At 65.1% G+C, this 18,866-nt stretch carries 18 protein-coding genes and 1 tRNA gene; 9 read left to right on the forward strand and 10 right to left on the reverse strand.

Features of this window, described 5'->3' with window-relative positions:
* Positions 1-378: 378 nt before the first annotated feature.
* From BRO63_RS34460 to BRO63_RS10195, 7 genes are all read left to right on the forward strand, one after another.
* On the forward strand, positions 379-627 hold the full coding sequence (locus tag BRO63_RS34460; RefSeq protein ID WP_256943274.1) for a hypothetical protein: 249 nt from the start codon (positions 379-381) through the stop codon (positions 625-627).
* Between the two features lie 3 nt (positions 628-630).
* Positions 631-1,440: a tRNA pseudouridine(38-40) synthase TruA gene (truA, locus tag BRO63_RS10170; protein WP_088139677.1), complete on the forward strand. Its 810-nt coding sequence runs from the start codon at positions 631-633 to the stop codon at positions 1,438-1,440.
* A 52-nt stretch (positions 1,441-1,492) separates the two neighbouring features.
* Positions 1,493-2,710, forward strand: coding sequence for a TRAP transporter substrate-binding protein (locus BRO63_RS10175; RefSeq protein ID WP_088139679.1), 1,218 nt, complete (start codon positions 1,493-1,495; stop codon positions 2,708-2,710).
* Between the two features lie 68 nt (positions 2,711-2,778).
* Positions 2,779-3,441 carry a phosphoribosylanthranilate isomerase gene (locus tag BRO63_RS10180; protein WP_088139680.1) on the forward strand — a complete coding sequence of 221 codons (663 nt, stop codon included), beginning with the start codon at positions 2,779-2,781 and terminating at the stop codon, positions 3,439-3,441.
* Positions 3,442-3,654: 213 nt separating this feature from the next.
* Positions 3,655-3,731: transfer RNA gene (locus BRO63_RS10185), tRNA-Val, on the forward strand.
* 352 nt (positions 3,732-4,083) lie between these two features.
* The gene (locus tag BRO63_RS10190; RefSeq protein WP_088139681.1) at positions 4,084-5,703 is read left to right on the forward strand and encodes a GGDEF domain-containing protein; all 1,620 of its coding nucleotides are present in this window, start codon (positions 4,084-4,086) and stop codon (positions 5,701-5,703) included.
* Positions 5,704-5,860: 157 nt separating this feature from the next.
* Positions 5,861-6,055 carry a hypothetical protein gene (locus BRO63_RS10195; protein ID WP_088139739.1) on the forward strand — a complete coding sequence of 65 codons (195 nt, stop codon included), beginning with the start codon at positions 5,861-5,863 and terminating at the stop codon, positions 6,053-6,055.
* 89 nt (positions 6,056-6,144) lie between these two features.
* Here BRO63_RS10195 and BRO63_RS10200 read toward each other — a convergent pair whose 3' ends face one another.
* Together BRO63_RS10200 and BRO63_RS10205 are read right to left on the reverse strand one after the other, a co-directional pair.
* Positions 6,145-6,783, reverse strand: a complete 639-nt coding sequence (locus BRO63_RS10200; RefSeq protein WP_088139683.1) for a LysE family translocator — start codon at positions 6,781-6,783, stop codon at positions 6,145-6,147.
* Positions 6,784-6,894: 111 nt separating this feature from the next.
* Positions 6,895-8,391, reverse strand: coding sequence for a methyl-accepting chemotaxis protein (locus BRO63_RS10205; RefSeq protein ID WP_088139685.1), 1,497 nt, complete (start codon positions 8,389-8,391; stop codon positions 6,895-6,897).
* 209 nt (positions 8,392-8,600) lie between these two features.
* On the opposite strand from BRO63_RS10205, the gene BRO63_RS10210 reads away from it, so the two are divergent.
* The gene (locus BRO63_RS10210) at positions 8,601-8,993 is read left to right on the forward strand and encodes a YbaN family protein (RefSeq protein WP_088139686.1); all 393 of its coding nucleotides are present in this window, start codon (positions 8,601-8,603) and stop codon (positions 8,991-8,993) included.
* Positions 8,994-9,002: 9 nt separating this feature from the next.
* Here BRO63_RS10210 and BRO63_RS10215 read toward each other — a convergent pair whose 3' ends face one another.
* From BRO63_RS10215 to BRO63_RS10230, 4 genes are read right to left on the reverse strand one after another with little or no spacing between them, the layout of a single operon-like run.
* Positions 9,003-10,784 carry an IlvD/Edd family dehydratase gene (locus BRO63_RS10215; protein WP_088139688.1) on the reverse strand — a complete coding sequence of 594 codons (1,782 nt, stop codon included), beginning with the start codon at positions 10,782-10,784 and terminating at the stop codon, positions 9,003-9,005.
* A 59-nt stretch (positions 10,785-10,843) separates the two neighbouring features.
* Positions 10,844-11,860 (reverse strand): TRAP transporter substrate-binding protein, encoded by a 1,017-nt coding sequence (locus BRO63_RS10220; protein ID WP_088139690.1) that lies wholly within the window; start codon positions 11,858-11,860, stop codon positions 10,844-10,846.
* Between the two features lie 22 nt (positions 11,861-11,882).
* On the reverse strand, positions 11,883-13,163 hold the full coding sequence (locus BRO63_RS10225; protein WP_088139691.1) for a TRAP transporter large permease: 1,281 nt from the start codon (positions 13,161-13,163) through the stop codon (positions 11,883-11,885).
* 42 nt (positions 13,164-13,205) lie between these two features.
* Positions 13,206-13,748 carry a TRAP transporter small permease gene (locus BRO63_RS10230; protein WP_088139693.1) on the reverse strand — a complete coding sequence of 181 codons (543 nt, stop codon included), beginning with the start codon at positions 13,746-13,748 and terminating at the stop codon, positions 13,206-13,208.
* A 132-nt stretch (positions 13,749-13,880) separates the two neighbouring features.
* Here BRO63_RS10230 and BRO63_RS10235 point away from each other — a divergent pair, with 132 nt between their 5' ends.
* Complete coding sequence (locus BRO63_RS10235) at positions 13,881-14,906, forward strand: LacI family DNA-binding transcriptional regulator (protein ID WP_088139695.1); 1,026 nt, start codon at positions 13,881-13,883, stop codon at positions 14,904-14,906.
* 9 nt (positions 14,907-14,915) lie between these two features.
* Here the strand turns inward: BRO63_RS10235 and BRO63_RS10240 are convergent, their stop codons facing one another.
* From BRO63_RS10240 to BRO63_RS10255, 4 genes are read right to left on the reverse strand one after another with little or no spacing between them, the layout of a single operon-like run.
* The gene (locus BRO63_RS10240; RefSeq protein WP_088139696.1) at positions 14,916-15,803 is read right to left on the reverse strand and encodes a DMT family transporter; all 888 of its coding nucleotides are present in this window, start codon (positions 15,801-15,803) and stop codon (positions 14,916-14,918) included.
* Positions 15,804-15,817: 14 nt separating this feature from the next.
* Positions 15,818-16,882, reverse strand: a complete 1,065-nt coding sequence (locus BRO63_RS10245) for a histone deacetylase family protein (RefSeq protein ID WP_088139698.1) — start codon at positions 16,880-16,882, stop codon at positions 15,818-15,820.
* Positions 16,883-16,898: 16 nt separating this feature from the next.
* Entirely contained in the window at positions 16,899-17,189 is a 291-nt protein-coding gene (locus BRO63_RS10250; protein WP_088139700.1) for a cupin domain-containing protein, read from the reverse strand.
* Positions 17,190-17,228: 39 nt separating this feature from the next.
* Positions 17,229-18,860: an ABC transporter ATP-binding protein gene (locus tag BRO63_RS10255; RefSeq protein ID WP_088139701.1), complete on the reverse strand. Its 1,632-nt coding sequence runs from the start codon at positions 18,858-18,860 to the stop codon at positions 17,229-17,231.
* Positions 18,861-18,866 lie beyond the last annotated feature (6 nt).

Here is an 18,866-nt window from a genome sequence, read left to right on the forward strand (position 1 = left end):
TCGGGTGCGGCAAGTACTTCGGGTGCGGCAGGTACTTCGGGTGCGGCAGGTACTCCGGGTGCGGCAGGCACTCCGGGCGCGGCAGGTACTTCGGGCGCGGCAGGTACTTCGGGTGCGGCAGGTGCTCCGGGTGCGGCAGGCACTCCGGGCGCGGCAGGTACTCCGGGCGCGGCAGGTACTCCGGGTGTGGCAGGTGCTTCGGGTGTGGCAGGCACTCCGGGCGCGGCAGGCGCTTCGGGCGCGGCAGGCGCTACCGGGGCGGCAGGCAGTGCAAGCGCCCCAGGCGCCGCTGGCACATCTTCCGCCGCAACCGCTCCAGAGGCGTCCTCGTCGGACCAGGCTGCCGGCAAGCCGGCAGAGAAGGATCTCACCTCGGACATGCCTGCGTGGCTGGCCGATAATCTGCTCGTCATCGTCACGGCGGTGCTCGCGCTGATCGCATTCGCCATTGCATGGCTATTGCGTCGGGCGGGCGCGCGGCGTGGAGACGATGACGAGGAAACCTATGAATTCAACGAGCCAGCGCTGGATACGGCGGCGCTGAACCGCAAGCTCGGTAGCATCAATCTCGACCTGGACGAACCGCCCACGGACGAACCGCGCCGTGTCGGCGGGCCACGGGTTTGATACATGTCTAGAGTTGCATTGGGGCTGGCGTATGACGGCTCCGCCTGGCAGGGTTGGCAGACACAGCCGCACCGACAAACGGTGCAGGACACGCTGGAAGCCGCGCTGGGTAGTTTTTGTGGCGTGCAAGGGCCGGTCGCGACGATTTGCGCTGGCCGCACGGATACCGGCGTGCACGGCGCGATGCAGGTGGTCCATCTGGACACCGGGCTTGACCGCCGGATGGAATCCTGGGTCCGGGGGGTGAACGCCTTCCTGCCGCCCAGCATTTCGGTCCAGTGGGCGCAGCCCGTGTCGGACGAATTCCATGCGCGTTTTTCGGCGCGCGCCCGAACCTACGTGTACTTGTTGTGGCGCGGCCGGGTGCGGCCAGCGCTGTGGGCCGGCCGGGCGGGTTGGTGTTTCCAGCCGCTGGACGTCGATGCCATGCGGACCGCGGCGAACGCCTTGCTGGGCGAGCACGACTTTTCCAGCTTCCGTTCTTCGCAGTGCCAGGCCAAGCATCCCGTGCGCCATCTGTACCGGCTGGACATCGATGAGCGCGGGCCGTTCCTGGTGTTCACGCTGAAGGCCAATGCCTTCCTGCATCATATGGTGCGCAACATCATGGGCGCGCTGTTGCAGATCGGGCAGGGGCGCGAGCCGGTGGACTGGATGGCGCAGTTGCTGTCCTGGCGCGACCGCAAGCTGGGCGCGCCGACGTTCGCGCCCGATGGGCTGTACCTGTCCGCCATCGATTATCCGGAAGAGTTCGGTTTGCATGAACTCGACGGGGGATCGCAGTTGCTGTCGCCGTTTACTCAAACCTATTAGGGATGCCGCCGGCAACGGCGATACCTGCCCGTATCCAATGGAGGCTCTTGCCATGCAACGCCGCGCGTTTTTGAAGCAGACTGCCTTGGGCGGCGCCGCCCTGGTCGCTCCGGCGTTCGCGCAGGAAGTTCCGTTGGCCGAGGAAAATGCCAGCCCGGCTCCGTCGGAACCGCCGTCGGGTCCGCAAGAGGCCGCGCCCACCCCGCCGCCGGCCCCGGCCCCGGCCGCCGCGCCCGAAGCGCCGGCGGTGGTGGCAGCCCCAGCCAAGGTCGCATGGCGGCTGGCCTCCAGTTTTCCCAACGAGTCTCCGACCTTGTTCGCTGGCGCCGAAGACGTGGCGCGCTACGTGAACGAGGTGACCGACGGACGCTTCAGCATCGAGATCTTTCCCGCCGGCGACCTGGTGCAACCGGGCCAGGTGCTGGAAGCCGTGCAGCACCGCGTTGTCGATTGCGGCCATACGGCATCGACCCGCTACTTCGATATCGACCCGGCGCTGTGCTTTGACGCCGGCGTGCCTTTCGGTTTGAACACGCGGCAGATGAATGCGTGGATGACGCAAGGCGAAGGCCTGGCGCTCACGCGGGTGCTGTTCGACAAGTACAACATCCTGAACTTTCCCTGCGGCTATACCGGCGCGCAGATGGGCGGCTGGTTTCGCGGGGAAATCAAGACCGTGGACGATTTGCGCGGGCTCAAGGTGAAGGCCGGCGGCTTTGCCCGCCATGTGCTGGCGCGGATGGGCGCCACGCCCGTGGACGTGCCGGTGGCCGAAGCGTATGCCGCGCTGGAGCAGGGCGTGGTGGACGCCGTTGCGTGGATAGGTCCCTATGACGATGAGAACCTGGCGCTCTACAAAGTGGCCAGGAATTACTACTTTCCGGGTTGGTGGGCGGGCACGCTGCAATTGTCCTTGTATGTGAACCAGGACGCTCACGATGAACTGCCCAAGCCGTATCAGTCCGCCCTGGCGCTGGCGTGCCGCATGGCGACTGCCAACATGATCGCCAAGTATGATGCCGGCAATCCGGACGCGCTGCGCCGCCTGGTTTCGCGCGGCGCGCAGTTGAAGGCGTTTCCCAAGCCGGTCCTGCAGGCGAGCTACGAGGCCTCGCTTGCCGCCTACCAGGAAATGAGCGCCAAGGATCCCATGTTCAAGAAGCTCTACGACAGCATGGCGGCGTTCCGCGACAAGGAAACTCCCTGGTTCCGCCTGGCCGAAGGCAGTTTCGACAATCTCGTGGCCACCCTGGGCCAGCCGGCCGCGTAGGCGCTGCCTGCACGCCGGATATACTGAAGTGACCGGCCGCGCAGGGCGGCCAGGAAGCGAAGAGTTTCATGCGCACACGCATCAAGATCTGTGGATTGACCCGTGAACAGGACATCGACGCCGCCGTGGCGGCGGGCGTCGATGCGATCGGCTTTGTGTTCTACGCCAAGAGCAAGCGCTGCGTGACGCCCGCGCGCGCGGCCCAGTTGCGGCGCATGGTGCCGGCCTTTGTCGATGTGGTGGCCTTGTTCGTGAATCCGGAGCAGGCCGAGGTGCAGGCCGTGCTGGACCAGGTCAAGCCGGAGCTGCTGCAGTTCCATGGTGATGAAACGCCGCAGGACTGCGCGCGCCATGGCCATCGCTTTCTGCGGGCATTCCGTGCCGGCGCGCCCGGCCTGGATACCGCGGAAAACCTGGCCTCCACCTGCCGTGCCTACGGCGAGGCCGCAGGCTGGTTGTTCGACAGCTACAGCGCGGGCTACGGCGGCAGCGGCCATGGATTTGACTACGCCTTGCTTGACGAGGTGAGGGCCGATCCGGTGTCGCGGCCCCTGATCCTGTCCGGCGGCTTGAACGCTGAAAACGTCGGCCAGGCCGTTGAGTTGGTGCGTCCTTGGGCGGTCGATGTGAGTAGCGGGGTGGAGCTTGAGCGAGGAATCAAAAGTTCTGATAGAATCTCGTTCTTCGTTGCTGCGGCGCAAGCGGCAGACGCGAAGCTGAAGGGAAATTAGTAGTGCGGTGCAGGCGGTTTGAAGCAGTGCGGCAAGGCTGAAAAGCGGCGCCCCGGGTTCTCAGAACAGGCTCTTCAAAACGCGTTGCGCGAGAAGCTTGAAGGCATATGCAAAGCAAACGCCGCAAACTTCGAAGCGCAATAAAAAATGCAAAATGTCTTCCAAGACGATTTGCATAGTTTAAAAAAGCACTATATAATTCTTCTTCTTTGCAGGCGGTTAGCTCAGCTGGTTAGAGCGCCACGTTGACATCGTGGAGGTCGTTGGTTCGATTCCAATACCGCCTACCAAATTCCTGCAAAGTGCTGTCAAGCACGGCAAAGAGAAAGCCGCTAGATCGATGATCTGGCGGCTTTTTTGTTTGGGTTTTACCCGGAGCATGCCAAGCTCCATGCATTCGGACATGGTTTTCGCGGGCAATGGCAAATGCGCGAAGACTCTTCCGCTACCCGCGTAAGCCGTTGGGTCCGCATTAACCCAAGCCTGTGCGTTCTGCGCAGTTCACAGTAAATCACCGAATTATGTTGAAGTAAGCCACGCATAATGGAAACATGGCGGTTCATTATTGTGTGGCGGAATGGTTTGCCCGCGTTCCGTTGATCGGCCGGGCCATTCCTTTCAACACGATTGGCGGATTGGCCGATGATTGCCAAAGCACGTTGGTTTGGACCAGGGGACCGTGTGAGCGAAGAATTGTCGCGACAAGGCAGACGTGAACGGCAGAGCCGGTCCCTGGTGCGTCGCGTGACGCTGGGTCTGGTTTTGGCGTGGCTTGCGTTGGTGATAGGTATTGCACGATGGATGTCTCAGGGAACGGAGGCATCACGGCTGGACAGTCTCGCTGCCAGCGCTGAATACGAAGCAAGAATTACCGCGCGCGTCATGGACCGGTTATTTACCGAGATGGTCAGCGTGGCGAACATGGTGGCTCGCCAGGGCCAAGTGATCCAGCTTGCCATTCGATACCGCACGGATCCACCCGGCGTAGCCGACTTGTCCCGAGAGCAGCGAGCCGCCCTGTTTACGCGGGATCCATTGGTGCGCAGGGTGGGCGACTTCATGAATGAACTGGCCGGCGACCTGCGATACGCCCGTATTTATATGAACAATATGTCGGACGATACGGTGACGGCCAGCAACTGGGCAGAACCCGATAGCATCGTTGGCATGATCTACTCGGGCCGGGCCTATCTCGAAGACGCATTGCGCGATGGCTACGGCAGCTATTTCGGTATTGCCCGGCTGAACAAGAGCCCATCGTATTTCGTCGCCAGCCGTATCGAGGACGCGAATGATGTGCCGCAGGGCTCAGTGACCGTAAAGTTCGACGCGCCAGATGTGGCTCTCTACCTGGCCGGGCGACATATTGCCTTGGTTGTGAATCGCCAGGGAAGAGTAACCACGGCCTCGTCCGAGCCGTTCATGCTGCGTAATGTCGCAGCGCTTTTACCTGTTGGTTCGGTACTGCCTTCCGATGGCGATGAAGACCCGGGCGAACCCCTGGATATTCGCGCCATGCCCGGGTCCATCCAATCCGGCCGTTGGTTCATCGATGGCAGGCCATATCTGGTGAGACGGCAGGCGCTGGCGAATGGGCAATACCACTTGATCACGCTGGCCTCGCTCGAATACCTGGCGCCTATGCGCAAGCGACATATCTGGGTGACGGGATTGGTGGCGATGGTCGGTCTGGTCCTGATCCTTCTCTCCAGCCATGTGGTCGCGCAAATGGTGAGCCGCCGCCAGGATGAACGGCATGCCGCCAACCATGATGCGCTTACCGGCTTGCCGAACCGGCGCGCGATCATGGCGGAGTTGGAGCGATATTTCTCGGAAGCGAATCGGACGCAGCGGTCTGTTCAAGTCGCGTTTATAGATCTGGATGGGTTCAAGACGATTAACGATACCTACGGCCACGACATCGGCGACAAATTCTTGATCGAGGTTGGCCGGCGTCTGTCGGCTGGCCTGCGTTCTGGGGAGGTGCTGGGTCGATGGGGGGGCGACGAATTCGTCGTCGTTGGCTTGGGCCGAAGGTCAGGGCCAACGGCTGATGCTGTGGTTGAAACAATGCGCACACGGCTAGCCCCGTTGCTAAGCGGCATGTACACCTTGGACGACTGCAGTTTTCACTACGCTGGCGCGAGCTTTGGCATTGTGAACGCCGACCCATCGGCCAGCGCGCTGCAAGCCGTCCTCAGGGAAGCAGATCAATTGATGTATGCAGACAAGCAGGCGCGGCGTGAGATGCAGATTGCGTAATCGCTTGCCGGGCTGAGTCCAGGAATACCTGCATCCGGCAATCTCCGCAACACCCCTTGCCGTCATGCTGAGGCTTCATTTACTGTACAAATATACAGTATATTTGACGTCGGCAGCAGCGCAATTCGGCCCGGTTTCGGCCGAGAGGGGACGGAGCATGATCGACGAGGAATGGACGCAGCGGGACGACTATTACTGGCAGGGGCCAACGGGCTGGACGATCTCCCGTGTCTTCGTGGACGGGATGTGGCAGTACGAACTATGGTTCAGCCGTGGCGGCGGTGGCACGATTTACGGAATGCGCGCTTCATTGGAGGGCGCGCAAGAACTCTATCAGCAAAAGCTGCGGTAGGTTCTGCCTGTCTGCAGGGGAGCGCCACCCGCGGTGTGGCTTCTATCCGCGGCGGCTGCTCGTTTCGCGCATCGGAAGCCCGACTTTTCCTAAAGCCCGTTTTTGGGCGCATTAAGAATAAGCCGCAAGCCCAACGCCGAAATAACCCCCGCCGCTGCCCGGTCTATCCATTTCTTCGCCCGCAAGTAAATCTCGCGCGGGCCCTTGGTGGAAAAGCAGAGCGCCACGATTGCATACCAGCCGAATTCGACCAGAAACACCAGGGGCGGCAGCGCGACATAGGTCCATGCCGGCGGATGCTGGGGCAGCAGGGCGGCGAAGATGCTGCCATACCAGATGGCCGTCTTGGGGTTGCTCAACTGGGTCGTGAGACCGATCCAGAAGGAACGACGTCCATTGCGCGATGCTGGCGCGCCGCTGCCGGGCATTGAAAAAGGCTGCCTGGCGTTGCGCCAGATGCCGGCAGCGACGTAAAGCAGATAGGCGCCGCCGGCGATTTTCAGCGCGACGTACAGCCATTCCACGCTTTGCAGCAGGGAATACAGGCCCGCCAGCGCCAGGCCGGCGAACAGCATCCCGCCCGCACCCATGCCGAAGGCCGAGGCCAGGCCGTCCCAGCGCGACTGGCCGATGGCCTTGCGCGCAACGATGATGAAGCTTGGCCCCGGCAACATGGCTCCGAGCCACAGCGCACCGAGGATAGCGAGTATGGAAGCAAAGGGAGTCATGGTCGTGAGGGGGCTGGAGCCATGGGAGACAATGATTCTTCCATGAAAGCCCAGCCCTGCAAAGGACGGTGAAGCGCCTGCCGGCGGCAGGCGTTTCGCGCAATCCTGGCCTCAGCCGCCGGCCAGGGCCAGCGGCGCGGCGCGCCCTGGAGCGGCCACCCTCGGGGCGGACGGCGTTTCCGGCTGCCGTTCATCCTGCAGGCGGAACACGCCCACGGCTTGCAGCAGTTCGGCCGCCTGCGATTGCAGGGACGCCGAGGCGTCGGCGGCCTGGGCCACCCGGGCCGCATTCTGCCGGGTCAGTTCGTCCATCTGGGTCACGGCCTGGTTGACCTCGTCGATGTCTGTGCTCTGGGCCCGGCCCGCGTCGCCGATTTGGCCGACGATGGCCGCAACGCGTTCGATGCTGGCCACGACCTCGCGGATCACGCCGGCGGCATGGTCGGCCTGGCGGAAACCGCTGCCGGTTTTTTCAAGAGAGCCGTCGATCAGGGTGCGGATTTCGCGCGCGGCGCTGGCGCTGCGCTGGGCCAGCGCGCGGACCTCGGTGGCGACGACCGCAAAGCCGCGCCCGCTTTCGCCGGCGCGGGCTGCTTCCACCGCGGCGTTCAAGGCGAGGATATTGGTCTGGAACGCGATGCTGTCGATCAAGCCGGTGATTTCGGAGATCTTGTTGGCTTCCTGCTGGATTTCTCCCATCACGGATGCGACGCCCGCGACCGCGGCGCTGCCCGTGTCGACGATGCGGCGCGCTTCGTCGCTCAGTTGCTGGGCCTGAAAGGCATTGCTGGCGTTGTCGTGGACGTTGGCGGCCAGGTCGCGCATCGATGCCACGGTCCGCTCCAGGGAGTCGGCCTGGGTCCGGGTGCGTTCCTCGAGTTGCTGGTTGTCCTGCATGATGTCGCGCGAGGCGGCGGAAAGGGCGGTGGCGGTGCTCCTTACGCCGCTCAGGGTCCGGTGCACAGCGTCCATCGTGGCCTTGAAGCTGCGGCCCAGGCTGCTGTCCATGCTCATGCCGCCGAAGCGCAGGTCGAACACGCCGGCCTCGCGGCCTATGTGCGCGCTGAGCCGGGCCAGTTCCTCGGCCGCCACCGCGGCCCGTTCCATTTTCCAGGCCAGCCAGCCTAGCGCGGCGGCCTGCACCACGACGTAGGCCGCGTGCAATAGCACCATGGGCAGGCTGGGCTCGGTGAAGCAAATGGCTCCATAACCCCATTGCTGCAGGAAGTTGAAGGACAGGTGATGCAGCGCGATGACTACCGCCGCGCACAGGATGGTGCGCCAGTCGCGATAGGCCAGGAGCAGTGAGAGCAGCACGAAGATGCCGAAATGGATCTCGGCCATGCCGGACATCAGATGGATGTGGAGCGCGGCCAGCACCATCAGGCTACAGGCCACCACCAGGCGGGTGCTCAGCCGGCCGGGCCGCCAGAGTATCAGGAGCGACGGTATGCCTGCGGCGGCCAGGCCGATTCCGAGCGCGGCGCCCCATCGCCCGTACTGAGGGGCCATGCACAGTCCGACCGCAAACAGCAGCCAGAGCAGGGGCAGCATCGCCCGGTCGGTCCGGCGGTACAAGTCTTCCAGCAAATCGCTTGCGTTGCGCATGGCTTGTCCTTGCGACGGGAAGCGCGGAGCCCCGCGCACGCTCGATTTTTATTCAATAATTCCAATTTGTGAATATATATTCCAAATTATTCTGTGTTGTTGCCGCGGCGCTACCGAGCGGTCCGTCCGGCGGCTGTAGGTCTGGAAACGGAGGCTTTGCGCGGCGAGTTTGAAGCGAGCGGAAAACCTGGGATATCCTGCTGCCCATCATGATGAGAGTACTGTGGCTCTGCCTGGGTTGCCTGATGCTGGCGTTGGGTGTGATCGGCGCGTTTCTGCCCGTCATGCCTACGACCATATTCCTGATCCTGGCGGTGGCTTGCTTTTCGCGTTCTTCGCCGCGCTTGGAGAAATGGTTGCTGGATAGCCCGACCTACGGTCCCGCCCTGCGCGCGTGGCGGGACCAGGGGGCCGTGTCGCGCAAGGGCAAGACCTATGCCTGCCTGGGCATGGCGGTGGGCTACGTGCTGTTCTGGTGGGGCGCGCATCCGTCGTGGATGCTGGCCGCCGCCGTCGCGGTGTTCTTCCTGGCCAGCGCCGCCTACGTCGTCACGCGGCCGGCGCCGCAGGATCCGCAGTCCGGCGGCGGACAAGCCCCATAGCCGCCGGCGTCAATGCGAATGCCGGGGATCGCCGCGCGTTTCCACGACCCTCAGATACAAGGTGGCGGGCTCAAGGCAGCCGCCGGTTGAAAGCTGACCGACCAGTTGCCGGTACAGCTCTTGCCACGGCGTCTGGGACTCCGGCGCCTGGTAGGGCGGCTCCAGTTTGCGGCGTTCCATTTCGGTTTCGTCCACCAGGGCGATGACCGAGCGCTGGTTCAGGTCGACGCGGATGCGGTCGCCCGTGCGCAACAGCGCGAGGCCGCCGCCCACCGCGGCTTCCGGCGACATGTTCAGGATCGAAGGGCTGGCCGAGGTGCCGCTCTGGCGGCCGTCGCCCAGGCAGGGCAGCGAGTCTATGCCGCGCTTGAGCAGATGCGAGGGCGGCGCCATGTTGACTACCTCGGCGCTGCCGGGATAGCCCACGGTGCCGGCGCCGCGGATCACCAGGATGCAATGCTCGTCGATGTTCAGAGCGGGGTCCTCGATGCGCGCGTGGTAGTCCTCGGGACCTTCGAACACGATGGCGCGCGCCTCGAAGGCGTTCTCCGAACCCGGCTCCGACAGATAGGCGCGGCGGAAGGCTTCGCCCACGACCGACATCTTGATGATCGCGCTGTCGAAGAAATTGCCCGACAGGACGATGAATCCGGCGCGGTGTTTGAGCGGCGCGTCGCAACTGCGGATGACGTCGGCATTGTTGGTCTTGGCCGTCGCCGCGATCTCGCCGATGGTCTTGCCGGACACGGTGGCGCAGTCCGCATGCAGGCGGCCGGCCGCCGCCAGCTCATGCAGCACGGCAGGGACGCCGCCCGCGCGGTGGAAGCCTTCGCCCAGATGTTCGCCCGCGGGCACGCAGTTGACCAGCAGCGGCACGTCTTCGCCCAAGCGCTGCCAGTCGTCCAGGCTCAGGTCGATGCCGGCGTGGCGGGCCATGGCGATGAGGTGCGGCGGGCAGTTGCTGGAGGCACCCAGCGCCGAGGCTACGACGATGGCGTTCTCGAAGGCTTGCCGCGTCAGGATTTGCGAGGGGCGCAGGTCTTCCCGCACCATGTCGCAGATGCGCAAGCCGGTGGCATACGCCATCTGGCCGCGTTCGCGATAGGGCGCGGGGATGCTGGCGCAGGTGGGCAGCGACATGCCCAGGGCTTCGGCCAGCGAGTTCATCGACAGCGCCGTGCCCATGGTGTTGCAGTGGCCGATGGACGGCGACGATGCCGTGGCCAGCGTCATGAAGCCTTCGTAGTCCAGTTTGCCCGCGGCCATCAGGTTGCGCGCATGCCAGATGACCGTGCCGGAGCCGACGCGCTGGCCGTCATGCCAACCGTCCAGCATCGGTCCGCCGGACAGCACGATGGCGGGAATGTCGACGGTGGCCGCGGCCATGAGGCAGGCCGGCGTGGTCTTGTCGCAGCCGGTGGTCAGCACCACGCCGTCCAGCGGATAGCCGTGCAGGATTTCGACCAGGCCCAGGTAGGCCAGGTTGCGGTCCAGCGCGGCGGTGGGCCGCCGCCCCTGTTCGGCCAGCGGGTGCACGGGAAATTCCATGGGGATGCCGCCCGCGTCGCGGATGCCGGCCTTGATGCGCTCGGCCAGGGCCAGGTGATGCCGGTTGCAGGGCGCCAGGTCGCTGCCGGTCTGGGCGATGCCGATGATCGGCCGTCCCGATTGCAGTTCCTGGCGCGTCAGGCCGTAGTTGAGATAGCGCTCTACATAGATGGCCGTCATGTCGGCGTGAGCGGGGTCGTCGAACCACTTCTGGCTGCGCAGCTTGCGGGGAGTCTGGGACATGGGATTCTCGTTTACAGCGGTTGCGTGGCGGCCCGGCGCGCGTCCGGGCCGCAAAAGGCCTAGTTGCGCGCCTTCTGGATTTCGTCATTGAGTTGCTTGACCAGCTCGGGGCCGAGGTCCTGCGTGTACTTGTCGACCACCGGCTGCACCTTCTGGCGCATGCGCGCGATCTCTTCGGGCGAGACCGTATTGATCTTCATGCCGGCCTTTTCCAGCGTGGTCATCGCCTTCTGCGAATCGGCGCGGCTGTCCTGGCGTTCAAAGTCGCGCGAGGACGCGGCCGCCTGGCGGATCAGCTTCTGTTCTTCTGGCGACAGGGTGTCCCACCATTTCTTGGATGCCAGTACCACCCAGGGCGTGTAGACGTGGCGGGTGATGGTCAGATAGGGCTGCACCTCGTAGAACTTGCTGCTCTGGATGGTGGTGATGGGGTTTTCCTGGCCGTCCACGGTGCGGGTTTCCAGCGCGGTGAACAGTTCGGAGAACGGCATGGGCACGGCGTTGGCACCCAACGTATTGAATACGCCCAGCGCGATCTGGTTCTGCATCACGCGCAGCTTGATGCCTTGCAGGTCTTCCGCGCGGGCGATGGGGCGCTTGGAATTGGTCATGTTGCGAAAGCCGTTTTCCCAATAGACCAGGCCGACGATGCCCTTGGCTTCCAGCTTTTTCAGCATGTCCTGGCCCATCGGGCCGTCCAGCACGGCGTCCGCTTCCTTTTCGCTATTGAAGAGGAAGGGCAGGTCGAAAACGCCGAACTCCTTGACCATGCCGGCCAGGGGCGCGGTGGACCCCACCATCATTTCCTGCACGCCGCCCACCAGCGCGCTTTGCATCTGTTCGTCCGAGCCCAGGTTGGCCGAGCCGAAGGTCTTCATCTTGAGCTTGCCGCCGCTGATTTTTTCCAGTTCCTGCGCCAGGTGGCGCGCGGCGCGTCCCTGGACGCTTTCCTCGTTCAGGCCATAGCCGAAACGGATCAGGCGCGGTTTGACGTCGGCGGCGGACGCGACGCCGGCGATGGCGCAGGACAGCGCCGTCGCCAGGACAAGAATGCGGGTCTTGAAACGGGTGATCATGGTGCTCCTCCTTGGGGTTTTTCTAATGCATCCAGCGTGCGGGGACGGTGATCAGCTCGGGGAAGATCACCAGCAGGACCAGCAGTAGCGTGTAGGCGACGACGTAGCGCCACACGCCCCTGCAGATGGTTTCCATATTGATGCGGGCGACGCCGCAGACCACGTTGAGCACGGTGCCCACCGGCGGCGTCAGCAGGCCCACGCAGCCCACCATGACGAACATCACGCCGAAGTAGACGGGGTCGATCCCGGCCTTGGTGACCACCGGCATCAGCACCGGTGCCAGGATCAGGATGGTGGGCGTCAGATCCATCACTGTGCCCACCAGCGTCAGCAGCACCAGCAGGGCGAACATCAGCAGCTTGGGCTGGTCCAGCACGGGTTCCAGCAGCGCGATCAGGTCCTGCGGCATATCGGCCAGGGTGATCATGTAGGACGAGACCATGGCGGCGGCCACCAGGAACATGACGATGGCGGTGGTGCTGGCGGCGTTGATGAAGAGCGGCGCCAGGTCGCGCACGCCGATTTCGCGGTAGACGAACAGGCTGACCAGCAGCGCGTAGACCGCGGCGACGACGGCGGCCTCGGTCGGCGTGAAGATGCCGCCGCGCAAGCCGCCGATGATGATGACGGGCAGCATCAGGGCCCATAGCGATTCGCGCAGTGCCTTCCAACGCTTGCTCCAGGGCTCGCGCGGCGAGGGCTTGATGCTGCCGTGCTTGCGCGCCACCCAGGTCCACACCGCGACCAGGGTCAGGCCCATCATCAGGCCGGGCGCGATGCCGGCGAAGAACAGCTTGGTGATCGACACGTTGGTGGCGACGCCGAAGATGATGAAGGATATCGAGGGCGGAATGATGGGCGCGATGATGCCGCCGGCTGCAATCAGCCCCGAGGCCTGGCCCGCGTCATAGCCTTTTTCGCGCAGCATGGGGATGAGCAGCGAGCCCAGCGCCGCGGCATCGGCCACGGCCGAGCCCGACAGGGCGGCCAGCAGCACGCTGGCGAAGATGGCCACATAGCCCAGGCCGCCCTGGATGTGGCCCACGAAGGTACTGGCCAGATTGACGATGCGGCGCGAGATGCCGCCGGCGTTCATCAGTTCGCCGGCCAGCATGAACAGCGGCACCGCCATGAGGGTGAAGCTGTTGGCGCCGGACAGCATGTTCTGCGCCAGGATCTGGGTATCGAAGAAGTCCAGCTGGAACATCATGGCGATCGCGCTGAGCAGCAGCGCGAAGGCGATAGGCATGCCCAGGGCGATCAGCCCCAGCAGCACGAGCAGGAAAACGGTCAAGATCATTGGGGGCGTCCGGGCGGGGTAGGGGAGTTGGAGGCGGAGCCGTCAGACCAGCGGGTCTTCGGGGCTGGATTCCGCCGGCAAGGGCCCGCCCGCAAGGACGCGCACCAGATCGATCAAGGTCAGGATGCCCATGGCGGCAGCCGCATACAGGGCCGCGGCGTTGAAGATCGCCAGAGACATGCCGGTCACGGGCAGCACGGTGTCCAGCCCGATGACGGTCTGGGTCCAGCTGCCTTGGGCCATCAGCCACAGCACCCACAGCGTCAGCAATTGGCAGAACACATGCGAGGCGCGACGGGCGGCGGGGCCGAAGCGTTCGACCAGCATGGTGACGCCGATGTGCTGGTGCGAGCGCAGCGCAATCACCGAGCCCAGGAAAATCATCCAGACGAACGCTAGCCGGGCGATCTCGTCGGATACGTTGATGCCGGAATTGAACAGGTAGCGCAGCGCGACGTTGCCGAACAGCAGCACCACCATGACGGCCAGACAGGCCACCATCAGCCAGGTCTGCAGCGCGAAGCACCAGTTGGCGGCGCGGGCCAGCGGCGTACCGCCGGGCCGCCCCGGTGGGGAAGCTTGCATGCTTGTCTCCTATCCGTTTCCCGGAATTTTTTAGGGTTATGCTGTGCGAAATGTTAGCGCTAACATTTTGCGTTTGGCAAGCCCCAGTTTTTTACGTCAGACTACGCGCTCACCAACCGATGCCGAGGACCGATGTCCATCCGTAAACCCCGCAGTTCACGCGCCGGCCGCGTCACCATGCAGGATGTCGCGCGCCGCGTGGGCGTGAGCGCGATCACGGTATCGCGCGCGTTGCGCACGCCGGACAAGGTGGCGGAAGAACTGCGGCTGCGCATCGCGCGGGTGTGCCAGGAACTGGGCTACGTGCCCAACCATGCGGCCAGCGCGCTGGCCTCGGCGCGCTCGCAGACCATCGTGGCGCTGATTCCATCCCTGAGCAACGTGGTGTTCGTCGACATCATCGCGGGGATCAAGGAAGAGCTGGACCGCCACGGCTACCACATGCTGATCGGCGTGACCGGCTATTCGCCGGACGAAGAGGAGGCCCTGTTGCGCAAGTACCTGCAGCACGCGCCCGACGGCCTGATCCTGACCGGCATCGATCACAACCAGGGCGTATGGGACTTGTTGGACACGCAGCGCATTCCCACCGTGCACACGATCGAGACCCTGGACGGTGGCGAGCACATGAGCGTGGGTTTTTCGCAGTTCGATTCCGGCTATGCCGCCGGCCGCCATCTGGTGGACCGGGGTTACCGCCGCATCGGCATCGTCGGCGCACAGCTGGATCCGCGCTCGCTGCGCCGCTGCGAAGGCTGCCGCCAGGCATTGCGGGATGCGGGCCTGTATGACCCGGCGCTGGAAATCATGACGCCGGAGAAATCATCCATCGCCCTGGGGGCCTCCCTGCTGGAAACACTGCGCGCGCGCAATCCCGACTGCGACGCGCTTTTCTTCTGCAACGACGACCTGGCCCAGGGCGCGGTGTTCCAGTGCGGACGGCTGGGCGTGCCGGTGCCCGAACGCATGGCCATTGTCGGCTTCCACGACGTGGCGGGCACGGCCTGGACCACGCCGCCCTTGTCGACCATCGCCACGCCGCGCTACCAGATCGGCGTATCGGCCGCGGGCTTGCTGATGCGGCATCTGGCGGGCGAACCTGTCGCCGAACGCCACGTGGACCTGGGCTTCAAGCTGGTGCAGCGCGAAACCAGCTGAACGCAAGCCTCAGGCCCGGCGCAGCGCCAGGAACACGCCCGAGGCGATGATCAGCGCCATGCCGGCCAAGGCCAGCGCGTCCGGCGGACGCTGGAACCAGAAGGTGCTGAACAGCACCGCCAGCAGCAGCTGGAAGTAGTTCAGCGGGGCCAGTGTCGCCGCGGCCACGCGCTGAAAGGCGGATATCAGGAAGATCTGCGCCAGCCCGCTGCAGGCGCCCAGGCCGACGATGAAGAGCATGTCGGCAAGATCCGGCCACGGGTCCGGCAGGAAGAACGGCGCCGGCAGTCCCGTCACGATGAGGCAGATGAAGGCGGTATACGCATACTGGACCGGTCCGGGCACCTTGCCCGAAAGCTTGCGCGTCAGCACCTGGAACACCGCGTAGCTGACCGCGGACACCGCCATCAGCAGCGTGCCCAGCCAGGGCAGGTCCGAGCCCGGCCGCACGATCAGCAGCATGCCCGCGAAGCCCGCCGCCACCGCCGTCCACTGGGCGGGACGCACCCGTTCGCCTAGCAGCCAAGGCGACAACGCCACCATGATCAGGGGCGAGGTGAAGTAGATGGCCGTGGCTTCCGACAGCGGCATCCAGATCAGTGCCGTCATGAAGCAGGTGCCTACCGTGGCCAGCAGCAGGCCGCGCAGTATCAGCAGGGGCTTTTCGGCCGCATCGCGCAGCCGCGGTCCGCCGCGGTGCCGCCATAGCAGCGCCACCGCCAGCACGACCACCGCCGAGTAGCGCATGATGTTCAGGAAGGGCGCGGGGTAGCGCGCCAGCATGTGCTTGGACCCCGCATCGAAGGTGGCGAAGGCCACCAGCGCGGCGAAGAACAGCAGGATGCCGGTCTGGCGCGCGGCGGTCGGCGAGGGCAAGGCGATGGGAACGGAACTCATGTCTGCGGCCGGCCTCAGGCTGCCGCCCGGCCCGCGCCCTGCAGGAACGCGTCCAGCGCGGGGCCGATGGCCTCGACCATGTAGCCGCCTTCCTGCACGATCACGGTGGGCAGTCCCAGGCTGGCGACGCGCGCGCCGATGTCGCGGTAGGCATCGATGTCCAGTTTGAGCACGCTGATGGGATCGTCCTTGTAGGTGTCAAAGCCCAGGGCCAGCACCAGCGCCTGCGGCGCGTAGCCCGCCAACGCGGCGAGCGCCGTGTCCAGCGCCCGCAGGAAGGCGTCGTTGCCCGAGCCATGCGCAAGCGGCAGATTCAGGTTGCAGCCTTCGCCGGGTCCGTAACCGCGCTCATGCGCATAGCCGGTATAGAAAGGGTAGTAGCCGGCGGGGTCGGCGTGCAGGGACAGCGTCATGACGTCGGCGCGTTGGTAGAAGATGTTCTGCGTGCCGTCGCCATGGTGGGCGTCCACGTCCAGCACCGCCACCTTGGACCAGGTCTGCAGCAGCCGGCTGGCGGCGGCCGCGCTGCTGTTCAGATAGCAGAAGCCGCCTGCGCGGTCGCGGTGGGCGTGATGGCCCGACGGCCGGCACAAGGCATAGGCCATGCCCCCGGTGCTGGCGACGTGGTCGGCGGCGGCCACCGCGCTATGGGTGGAGCGCAGCGCCGAGCGCCAGGTCTGGGGGCCGATGGGACAGGACAGGTCGCTCAGGTAGTAGCCGGTCTGCGCCACGATGGAGGGCGACGGGCAGGGGCCGCGGCCGGCCAGTTCGGCGCGGCCGTTGTAGTAGGGCGACAGATTGGGCAGCACTTCGGGGCCGGGATCCACCGCGGTCGACCGCAGGGCCTGCCAGCGCGCATAGGCCGTTTCCAGATAGTCCAGGTAGTCCGGGCTGTGGATGTCCTGCAGCGGCTTGCGGCCGTAGTCGGCCGGCGCCTGCACGCCTATGCCGCGCGCCGCCAATGCGCCTTGCAGGCTTTCCGCGCGCGCCGGCAGGTCGGTCGGGGCGCTGATGCGTCCCAGCCGCATGAATTGCTGCGGCGTATGCAGCAGCTGCTCTTCCGAGAAAAACGCCTTCATGGCTGCCTCGCTGGCGTTATGCGTGTTTGAGTTCGATTTCGACGAACACGAATTCGGTGTCGCTGGGGTTGATCACGTTGTGCTCCACGCCCACCGGCCGGTAATAGGCCACGCCGGTGGTGAGCTGGCTGGTGATCTCGCCGTTGGGCGTATCCAGCAAGAGCGGGCCGGTGGTCTGCGGGACCACCACGTAGTTCATGCCGTGGCGGTGCCATCCGGTTTCGCCGCCGGGCGGAAAGCGCCATTCGGTGACGGTGACCATGTCATTGTCGATCTGCACGGTCGGTATGGCGGCGGGGCGTTGCATGAGGCGTTCTCCTTGGTGAGTATGGATATTCTTGTGCGTTCAGGCCGCTTGCGCCTTGGTCGGGTCCCAATGCTGGCCGGGGACCGCGGCGATCAACTGCCGCGTGTAGGCGTGTTGCGGGTTGTCGAAGATCTGCGCGGGCGAGCCGTACTCGACCACCTTGCCGCGATGCATGACCAGAACGGAATTGCAGATCTGGGCCGCCACGCGTAAATCGTGGGTGATGAAGACCAGCGCAATCTTCAGGCGTTGTTGCAAATCGTGCAATAGCTGCAGCACCTGCGCCTGGACGGAGACGTCCAGCGCCGAAACCGATTCGTCGGCCACCAGCACCTTGGGCTCCAGCGCCAGCGCACGCGCGATGCCGATGCGCTGGCGCTGTCCGCCCGAGAACTGGTTGGGATAGCGGTCGAAGGCGGAGGGATCCAGCCCGACCAGCGACAGCAGCTCACGCACCCGTGCTTCGGCCTGGGCGCGCGGCACGCCGTTGGCGACGGGGCCGTCGCTGATGATGCGGCCCACGGTGTGGCGCGGGTTGAGCGAGGCGAACGGATCCTGGAAGATCATCTGGATGTCGTGGCGCAGGGGCCGGAAACGCGATTCCGGCATGGCGGCGATGTCCTGGCCGTTGAAGATCAGCTGGCCGCCGTTGATGCCCACCAGCTTGAGCAGGCATTTGCCGATGGTGGACTTGCCGGAGCCCGATTCGCCCACGATGCCCAGCGTTTCGCCGCGCCGCACGCTGAAGCTGACGCCGTCGACCGCGTGAACCTCGCGCTTGCCGCCCAGCCAGCCGCGGCCCACCACATAGGTCTTCTTCAAGTCCCGCACGTCCAGCACGGGCTGCTCGTGCGCGGCGGATTCGCGCTCGGCGCCGCGGCGGTGCGGTACGGCCGCGATCAGGCGTTGGGTGTAGGGGTGGCGGGGGCGGTTCAGCACTTCCTCGGCCGGCCCCTGTTCGACCAGGATGCCTTTTTCCATGACGGCGACGCGGTGGGCGATTTCGGCCACCACGCCGAAGTCATGGGTGACGAACATCACGCCCATGCCTTTCTCTTTCTGGATGCGGGCGATCAGCGCCAGGATCTGCGCCTGGGTGGTGACGTCCAGCGCGGTGGTGGGTTCGTCGGCGATCAGGAACGCGGGTTCCAGCGCCAAAGCCATGGCGATCATCACGCGCTGGCGCTGGCCGCCGGATAGCCGGAACGGGTAGACATGGTAGAGCGTGGCGGGGTCGGGCAGGCCCACGAAGGCCAGCAGCTCCAGCGTGCGGGCCATGCGCTGCGCGCCCGGGTACGCGGTGTGCACGCGCATGACTTCGCTGATCTGCTCGCCCACCGTCATCAGCGGGTTGAGCGCCGACAGGGGCTCCTGGAAGATCATCGCCATGTCCTTGCCGCGCATGGCCTGCAGGGTGGCTTCGTCCTGCCGCAGCAGGTCCTGGCCGCGGAACAGGATGCGGCCCTGCTGCGGCGTCAAGTAGTCGGGCAGCAGGCCCATGATGGCGTTGGCGCTCATGGACTTGCCCGAGCCCGATTCGCCGACGATGCAGAGGATTTCGCCTGCGCGGATGTCGTAGGACACGTCCTGCACGGCATAGGGGCGGTCGCCGCCCTTGGGCAAGGCGATGCTCAGGTTCTGGATGGACAGCAAGGGGGCGGAAGCGTTCATGTCGTC

This window comes from Achromobacter xylosoxidans, assembly GCF_002192695.1.
GTDB classification, from domain to species: domain Bacteria; phylum Pseudomonadota; class Gammaproteobacteria; order Burkholderiales; family Burkholderiaceae_B; genus Achromobacter; species Achromobacter xylosoxidans_C.

Excerpts from the sequence above, each read along its gene's own strand:
- BRO63_RS34460 (WP_256943274.1), top strand. The coding sequence starts at position 379 with ATGCCTGCGTGGCTGGCCGATAATCTGCTCGTCATCGTCACGGCGGTG.
- truA (WP_088139677.1), top strand. The coding sequence starts at position 631 with ATGTCTAGAGTTGCATTGGGGCTGGCGTATGACGGCTCCGCCTGGCAG.
- BRO63_RS10175 (WP_088139679.1), top strand. The coding sequence starts at position 1,493 with ATGCAACGCCGCGCGTTTTTGAAGCAGACTGCCTTGGGCGGCGCCGCC.
- BRO63_RS10180 (WP_088139680.1), top strand. The coding sequence starts at position 2,779 with ATGCGCACACGCATCAAGATCTGTGGATTGACCCGTGAACAGGACATC.
- BRO63_RS10190 (WP_088139681.1), top strand. The coding sequence starts at position 4,084 with ATGATTGCCAAAGCACGTTGGTTTGGACCAGGGGACCGTGTGAGCGAA.
- BRO63_RS10195 (WP_088139739.1), top strand. The coding sequence starts at position 5,861 with ATGATCGACGAGGAATGGACGCAGCGGGACGACTATTACTGGCAGGGG.
- BRO63_RS10200 (WP_088139683.1), bottom strand. The coding sequence starts at position 6,783 with ATGACTCCCTTTGCTTCCATACTCGCTATCCTCGGTGCGCTGTGGCTC.
- BRO63_RS10205 (WP_088139685.1), bottom strand. The coding sequence starts at position 8,391 with ATGCGCAACGCAAGCGATTTGCTGGAAGACTTGTACCGCCGGACCGAC.
- BRO63_RS10210 (WP_088139686.1), top strand. The coding sequence starts at position 8,601 with ATGATGAGAGTACTGTGGCTCTGCCTGGGTTGCCTGATGCTGGCGTTG.
- BRO63_RS10215 (WP_088139688.1), bottom strand. The coding sequence starts at position 10,784 with ATGTCCCAGACTCCCCGCAAGCTGCGCAGCCAGAAGTGGTTCGACGAC.
- BRO63_RS10220 (WP_088139690.1), bottom strand. The coding sequence starts at position 11,860 with ATGATCACCCGTTTCAAGACCCGCATTCTTGTCCTGGCGACGGCGCTG.
- BRO63_RS10225 (WP_088139691.1), bottom strand. The coding sequence starts at position 13,163 with ATGATCTTGACCGTTTTCCTGCTCGTGCTGCTGGGGCTGATCGCCCTG.
- BRO63_RS10230 (WP_088139693.1), bottom strand. The coding sequence starts at position 13,748 with ATGCAAGCTTCCCCACCGGGGCGGCCCGGCGGTACGCCGCTGGCCCGC.
- BRO63_RS10235 (WP_088139695.1), top strand. The coding sequence starts at position 13,881 with ATGTCCATCCGTAAACCCCGCAGTTCACGCGCCGGCCGCGTCACCATG.
- BRO63_RS10240 (WP_088139696.1), bottom strand. The coding sequence starts at position 15,803 with ATGAGTTCCGTTCCCATCGCCTTGCCCTCGCCGACCGCCGCGCGCCAG.
- BRO63_RS10245 (WP_088139698.1), bottom strand. The coding sequence starts at position 16,882 with ATGAAGGCGTTTTTCTCGGAAGAGCAGCTGCTGCATACGCCGCAGCAA.
- BRO63_RS10250 (WP_088139700.1), bottom strand. The coding sequence starts at position 17,189 with ATGCAACGCCCCGCCGCCATACCGACCGTGCAGATCGACAATGACATG.
- BRO63_RS10255 (WP_088139701.1), bottom strand. The coding sequence starts at position 18,860 with ATGAACGCTTCCGCCCCCTTGCTGTCCATCCAGAACCTGAGCATCGCC.